We start from the raw sequence: 6,104 nt of genomic DNA on the forward strand, positions 1-6,104 counted from the left end.
TCCTTTTTTCACAACTAATTTCTTTAATTATTCTTTTTTTAATGGATGGTGATTAAATCCATGTTCTTCGTTAACGCAAATAACACGTCACAGGTATACGCTGCTGTTTTTCAGACGCACTCCTCAACTTTTCTTGCATCGTTTCGTTGTAAGCAAGTAATACGGGATGCGCACAATCGCATAGTTGTTCTAATAGCTCATTGGGATTAAACAATGAGGAAGACGTCCCATTCATCGCAACTCCTTAACTAGACAAGATGCTTCTTCTTTCTGAGACAACAAAAGTCTTAGTTGCTTTTCGATAGTATGAATTTTGCTTTGTGCCTGGCTAATAATGCCCTCAAAGTGTGGTCGCATCTGTTCTTTGGCCGTAGCAAGTAATTTTTTAAAGTGAATAGCCTCCGCATGAACTTCCTTCAATTCGATTTCAAGTTGTTTCACAGCACAATCATTTGAATGTTGTACTAGAGTCAACTTCTGCATCAGCCCCACGGGAGTTTGCCAATCACCTCGTAAAATAACCTTGCGAATGGCATTGAGTTTTCGGCTAAAATCGTTACCACAAGTTGTAAAATGCTTTGGATTAAGCAAACAAAACTCAATCTCTTCCATTAAAACATCTCTTTGGGGAACATTAAGAGAATTAACCAGAGCATTTATTCGTTGTTTCTGGGTTTGAGTCAGTTTTTCATTAATCAACGCATCATTTCGAGACAAAAGGTCAATAGGCTCATGACTCGGTGTGTTTTTTTCAAATGGGTGTAATGATTGAGGAAAAATAACAGCAGCAGCCTCTGGTTGAATTTGTGTGCTTGTTGTTTTAGCAGGAACATCACTAGTTGCTGCTGCTGTTTTATTATTTAGTTCTTTATTATTTAGTTCTTTATTATTTATTCTATTAATATTTATTAGCGTTGGATTTACCGGCGACGGCTTTTCAGTCGCCGGATTTACCAGAGACGGGTTTTCAGGGCCCGGTGTTATTTGTTCATTTTTTACCAAAGACGGCTTTTCAGTCTCTGGCTCCTCATCTTGATTTTGAGGTGTGGGAATTTCTAAAACAAGATACTCGACTCCACCAAAGCGACCACTTACATCATCTCGGCAAGTAGATTTTTGAATATAACCAGCTTGTTTTAGTTCGCCTAGCAATCCGCGAACCGCATCTCTACCATTTCTCGCCCTTTCTTTTAAATCAGAGACCCGCACTTTCCAATTATCCGGTAAAGAGAGCAAATAAGCATGTAAGCCTTTAGCACCCCATGATAGGGATTCATCGTTCAAACATGTTTTATCGAGAATAACAAAATTTTGTTGCTTTTTATGAATTCGTAGTACAGCCATGATCTGCGATCCTTGCTTCTAGTTGATAAGGAATAATTTGATTTAATTGTTGGCCTTGACTAGTTTTTCTGAAATCGTTAGGGCAACTTTTTGCGAGGGTACATAAAAAACTGCGGATTGTTTCAATTTTTTGGTGGCGGCATTCTTTCGGCCTTGCGAGAAATCAATAGTTAATCTTATGGGAAATTTTCTGTAGGAGATATTCTCAACTACTCCGATTATTAGATCAGCTAAAGGAATCGAAAAATTAATTAGGCAGGAATGAGAGTGAGGAAAACCTATAAATTGACCTTCTCTCTCATTTCTTACGTTATTATATTTTATTGTTTCTCTCACAATATCTTAACTCCGTTATTTTGATCAAATTTAATTTACATTGACTAATTATTTAATTTAAAATATTTGTTCGATCTATAGATTACACAACCAAACAATAAAAACATGTTAGTATAATAACAAAACGTACCCACTTAACATTATAACGCTTAAAATAACTTTATAATGTTAAAATTAACTTTATAGAGATATAATGTCAAGTTTAATTAACAAAAAATCTAACTTCATGTTAAATTCCAATCATTTGACAAATAATTTACGCTACTTAATGCAAAAATCAGGTATAGATGCAGCTGAGTTAAGTAAATCGACAGGAATCGCATTAACGACAATTAATGGTTTAAAAAGAGGAGCAGGAAATCCCACTCTTTCAACATTACAAACAATTTCCGATTTTTTTAACATAACGATTGGCCAGTTAACAGAAAATATTCTTTCTGATAACCATGGGAAAAATAATCTTGTTGAAGTGCCTCTATTAGAAATTCAAGAAATTAATGATTTATTATTTAACTTTGATAATGTAAAAACTAAAATTGCGGTTGAAGTGGAAAAAAGTAACAGTTTATTTGCAATAAAATTATCAAATAATTCGTTAGCTCCTTTTTTTGAAAAGGGAACAATTTTTATTATATGCCCTGAGTTTCGTCCGCAAGATGGTGATATTGTTTTAGTCCAATTCAATGATCAATTGCCTTGTTTTAGAAAGATATTTATAGAAGGTGAAGCATACATATTTAGTCCTGTATCAGAAATGCTAGGAAGCGAAATATCAAAGAGTAAAAATTTTATTATTCATGGCGTAGTAACTAAAGCTATCCAAAATTTTCATGAGTAAATAACATAGATGTATAGATTGAGATTTTATAGTTTATTAGTTGGCTTATCAGTTATGATAATGTTAACTTGTGATACACTAGCATTTAAAGTAATCCATATATTATCTTACGATTTTGCTGCTAGCGGTCTAATTTATTCATTAAATTTTTCTTTATCTTCTATTATAACAGAAGTGTATGGATTTAATCTTGCAGGAAGGATCATTTGGGTGCAATTAATTTGTCATATATTATTTATACTTCTCATTAACCTAACCGTAATATTACCATCTCCACAAGACGCAAGCACATATTATCTTTATTTCAATTTATACCACAATATTTGGCATGTATTATTAGGTTCTTGTGTTGCTATGCCAATAGCATATTTTATTAACGATATAATAGTCTCAAAATTAAAAATTAATTTATATGGAAGAAAATTTATCTATAGATTTCTCATTTCTAGCATTTTTGGTAGCGCTATACTTGTGACAATATCCTATCCTATTAATTTTTTTAATCAATACCCTATTCAACACATTTTAAATATTGCATTTAACACATGGATATATAAAATTTTTTCTGCCATTGTATTACTTCCATTAGCAATGTTTCTCATCAATGTATTAAAACGTCTTGAAAAAACGGATTATTATGATTATGGAATTTCTTATAATCCCTTAAATGTTTTCTCAACCAAAGAGTCTGGTGAAAATAGATATGAATCACAACAAAGAAACGATAAAAATAATTCAACTGACAGATACTCATCTTTTTAAAAAGGATCAATTACTATTTAATGTTAATACTAATCTGGCATTTAAAAAAGTAATGAGCGCTATTCAAAATGATTTAAATGATGCTGATGCTATTTTTTTAACCGGCGATTTATCTCAGGATGAATCCACAGAGTCCTATGAAATAATTGCCAATTCATTAAGTGATTTTCATAAAAAAATATTTTGGATACCCGGAAATCATGATTCAATCAGCACAATGGACTCAGTATTTGGCGGGATGACTAATTTCTTTAGAGTATTCACTCTAGCTACCCCGCTATGGGATTTCATTTTTTTAAATACTAAATGCGAAGGAAAGGAATCAGGAGCTTTATCTATTGAGGAACGTAAATTAATTCAATCAGAATTAAAAAAAGAGCGAACAAAACCTATTGCTTTAGTAATGCACCATCATCCCATAGAAGTTAAAACTCCTTTAATTGACAACTATATTATGGAAAATAAGGATGATTTTTTAAAAATTATTAACCAATATAGAATTAATCTTATAATTAGCGGACACGTTCATAATGATTATTCTATAAAATACGGTAATATTCAGCTGGAAACCTCACCGGCCACGTGTTTCCAATTCAAAAAAGGTTCTACTAATCTAGAGATAGAATATAACGTGGGATATAAAGTATATTATTTTTCGAGTACTAGCTATGTTGCAAAATCAAGGCTTTGGAATAATTAATTCTATTTTAAAAATTTTAAAAAAATTAAATATTTTTTTTTCGAGATTTAACCCTCGATATCAATTATCTTTAGATGACTATTATTATGATATAAAGGAAAAGAAAATAAAGTACAGGTTTAAATCTTTTGGTGATCATTCCTTTCCAGTATTTACATTTAAAGAAATTAAATATAATTCCAGTATATTGTTTAGTATAAATCCTTATGATTTAATCAAAATTGCAGAAAATAACCACATGCAACAACAGTTAAAAAACCAATTGAAAATTGATGAATTTTTAAGAAACAATTTATATAAGTTAAGTAATGAAGAAGACTCAAATACTTTTAGTGGTGATGAAATTTGTGATAATCCTTTGCTATCTGATAAAATAATCAAAAGTGATTTATTTAAGATTGCATATAATACAGGCTTTGAAAGAGGAAGAAAGATATCCAAATTAGTTATTAATGAAACCAAAGATGACAATATAGAGCATAATATAGTTCAATTAAAATGTTTAATAAACAATAAACTATTGAATAAGTAATCGCCTATAGTTTTCAATATCTCTCCAATAAAAAAGTCTTTCTGTTGTATTTCATTAATTATAGATGGGTTAATTTGATATTTAACCCTTCCGCCTCGCCCAATTTTTTGATCCACTCTGCTGATTACCTTCGCATTAGTTAGTCTAAAAAGAGTGTTCTTTAATGATTTTTTATTTACCCCTGTTAGATTTGAAATTGCTTCAAGAGTTAACTCTTCGGTTATTTCTGCCTTATTAACGCGCATATTTTTATATAAGGCTATTACAATTTCACGTTGATTAGCTCTCATTAGATTCTGTCAGTATATAATTTTCAATTAACCCTCCGTCAGCATACGTGGAATCATGAATTTGTATAGAAATATCATGATTCACTCCTTTCAAGGACTGAAGACCAACCCATATTAAAAAATTGATAGTAGCATTTTTATTTTTACCTTCATTAATTTTACTGAGAACTAAATCAATTTCCTTCAATAGATATAAATTTGCTCCCTTTACTTGTCTATTTGAACTAAATTTACCTTGTATATTTATTTTTGGATAAGATTCAACGTGCACAAAAGGAACTGATTCACTATCTTTGTAGGGAGACGGTAGATCAGGTAACTTATATTTATAAGGAGGTTGTACCCCATCAGTTAATATTTCATTAATAATTTTGGGATTATAAGATATGTGACCATTGTCCTCTGTTCTATTTTTTTCCTTCTCTTCATTTTCTAGCCTTCTTTGCTTTGCTAACTCCTCAAGCTGTTTCTGCGATAATCTTGCCATTTGCAAACTCCTTATTTAATTTCCATTTTTCATCAAAAATAATTTCATATAACTCTTCATAAGCTTTTACATTATGATCCGTTTCACTAATATTTGACGTTGGTAATTGTGCATATTCAAATAATGCTAAGCCATACTTGGCAGAATCTTTTACTGCAACAAGATCTTTTATGTGTATGGGAAGTAAACAGACTCGATCCATTTTTGAACATTGATATCCAAGATCTTCAAATTCAGAATCTCTTCTTTTCGCGTTAGGGTGTGCTTTGTTATATAAAACATGCAGCTTCAAATCTGGTTTATATTTTGCTGCTTTTACCATTCTATCTGTCATTTGCGGTAAAACATCATAATCATCTGGACTTCCAGATAGAGGACATAACACGTAATCTGCTCTCAATAACATTTCTGCTTGTGGAGTATCTAGACGACCTGGAAGATCTACAAATATAGTATCACTTCCTGTCTTAACACACGAATCTATAACCCCATTTAATATACTTGAATCCTCGCAAATTAGAGTTAGATTTCCTCTATAATCTATATAATTCGCCATACCGAAGTCTTCCCGCCGCTTGTACCAAATATCAAAAGAATGTTGTCGTTCATCAACATCTAACACGATACTTGATTTTCCTGCTGACGCTCGCAATACAGCGATATTTTTTAGGGTTGTTGTTTTTCCTATGCCGCCCTTAGAACCAACAACAGCAACAATTTTAGTCATAGCACCTCTCCAATCTTAATTATATAACGTATTATACAACGTATTATACAACGTCTTATATAACATCTTATACAACATCTTATACAAC

The 6,104-nt window shown here is 31.4% G+C and carries 9 protein-coding genes; 4 read left to right on the forward strand and 5 right to left on the reverse strand.

What is annotated here, in order from left to right:
• Nucleotides 1-70 precede the first annotated feature (70 nt).
• Complete coding sequence (locus T345_RS15075) at nt 71-235, reverse strand: hypothetical protein (RefSeq protein ID WP_156935638.1); 165 nt, start codon at nt 233-235, stop codon at nt 71-73.
• Nucleotides 232-1,284, reverse strand: a complete 1,053-nt coding sequence (locus tag T345_RS0109595; RefSeq protein WP_242604609.1) for a replication protein — start codon at nt 1,282-1,284, stop codon at nt 232-234. The genes T345_RS15075 and T345_RS0109595 overlap by 4 nt, the downstream gene beginning before the upstream one ends.
• A gap of 589 nt (nt 1,285-1,873) precedes the next feature.
• Here T345_RS0109595 and T345_RS0109605 point away from each other — a divergent pair.
• From T345_RS0109605 to T345_RS0109620, 4 genes are read left to right on the forward strand one after another with little or no spacing between them, the layout of a single operon-like run.
• Complete coding sequence (locus tag T345_RS0109605; protein ID WP_028389167.1) at nt 1,874-2,518, forward strand: helix-turn-helix domain-containing protein; 645 nt, start codon at nt 1,874-1,876, stop codon at nt 2,516-2,518.
• 54 nt (nt 2,519-2,572) lie between these two features.
• On the forward strand, nt 2,573-3,280 hold the full coding sequence (locus tag T345_RS14030) for a VUT family protein (protein WP_165476864.1): 708 nt from the start codon (nt 2,573-2,575) through the stop codon (nt 3,278-3,280).
• Nucleotides 3,222-3,980 carry a metallophosphoesterase gene (locus T345_RS0109615; protein WP_028389168.1) on the forward strand — a complete coding sequence of 253 codons (759 nt, stop codon included), beginning with the start codon at nt 3,222-3,224 and terminating at the stop codon, nt 3,978-3,980. The genes T345_RS14030 and T345_RS0109615 overlap by 59 nt, the downstream gene beginning before the upstream one ends.
• Nucleotides 3,949-4,512, forward strand: a complete 564-nt coding sequence (locus T345_RS0109620; protein ID WP_028389169.1) for a hypothetical protein — start codon at nt 3,949-3,951, stop codon at nt 4,510-4,512. The genes T345_RS0109615 and T345_RS0109620 overlap by 32 nt, the downstream gene beginning before the upstream one ends.
• On the opposite strand, the gene T345_RS0109625 is transcribed toward T345_RS0109620, so the two are convergent.
• From T345_RS0109625 to T345_RS0109635, 3 genes are read right to left on the reverse strand one after another with little or no spacing between them, the layout of a single operon-like run.
• Nucleotides 4,470-4,802 carry a hypothetical protein gene (locus tag T345_RS0109625; protein WP_028389170.1) on the reverse strand — a complete coding sequence of 111 codons (333 nt, stop codon included), beginning with the start codon at nt 4,800-4,802 and terminating at the stop codon, nt 4,470-4,472. The genes T345_RS0109620 and T345_RS0109625 overlap by 43 nt on opposite strands.
• On the reverse strand, nt 4,792-5,289 hold the full coding sequence (locus T345_RS0109630; protein ID WP_028389171.1) for a hypothetical protein: 498 nt from the start codon (nt 5,287-5,289) through the stop codon (nt 4,792-4,794). The genes T345_RS0109625 and T345_RS0109630 overlap by 11 nt, the downstream gene beginning before the upstream one ends.
• A complete protein-coding gene (locus tag T345_RS0109635) occupies nt 5,261-6,016 on the reverse strand; it encodes a ParA family protein (protein WP_028389172.1) in 756 nt (251 codons plus the stop codon). The genes T345_RS0109630 and T345_RS0109635 overlap by 29 nt, the downstream gene beginning before the upstream one ends.
• Nucleotides 6,017-6,104: the final 88 nt, after the last annotated feature.

Source organism: Legionella fairfieldensis ATCC 49588 (assembly GCF_000621525.1).
GTDB lineage: Bacteria > Pseudomonadota > Gammaproteobacteria > Legionellales > Legionellaceae > Tatlockia > Tatlockia fairfieldensis.

What these genes read in the sequence shown, in the direction of transcription:
- T345_RS0109605 (WP_028389167.1), top strand. Translation starts at nt 1,874, where the DNA reads ATGTCAAGTTTAATTAACAAAAAATCTAACTTCATGTTAAATTCCAAT.
- T345_RS0109615 (WP_028389168.1), top strand. Translation starts at nt 3,222, where the DNA reads ATGAATCACAACAAAGAAACGATAAAAATAATTCAACTGACAGATACT.
- T345_RS0109620 (WP_028389169.1), top strand. Translation starts at nt 3,949, where the DNA reads ATGTTGCAAAATCAAGGCTTTGGAATAATTAATTCTATTTTAAAAATT.
- T345_RS15075 (WP_156935638.1), bottom strand. Translation starts at nt 235, where the DNA reads ATGAATGGGACGTCTTCCTCATTGTTTAATCCCAATGAGCTATTAGAA.
- T345_RS0109625 (WP_028389170.1), bottom strand. Translation starts at nt 4,802, where the DNA reads ATGAGAGCTAATCAACGTGAAATTGTAATAGCCTTATATAAAAATATG.
- T345_RS0109635 (WP_028389172.1), bottom strand. Translation starts at nt 6,016, where the DNA reads ATGACTAAAATTGTTGCTGTTGTTGGTTCTAAGGGCGGCATAGGAAAA.
- T345_RS0109630 (WP_028389171.1), bottom strand. Translation starts at nt 5,289, where the DNA reads ATGGCAAGATTATCGCAGAAACAGCTTGAGGAGTTAGCAAAGCAAAGA.
- T345_RS14030 (WP_165476864.1), top strand. Translation starts at nt 2,573, where the DNA reads ATGATAATGTTAACTTGTGATACACTAGCATTTAAAGTAATCCATATA.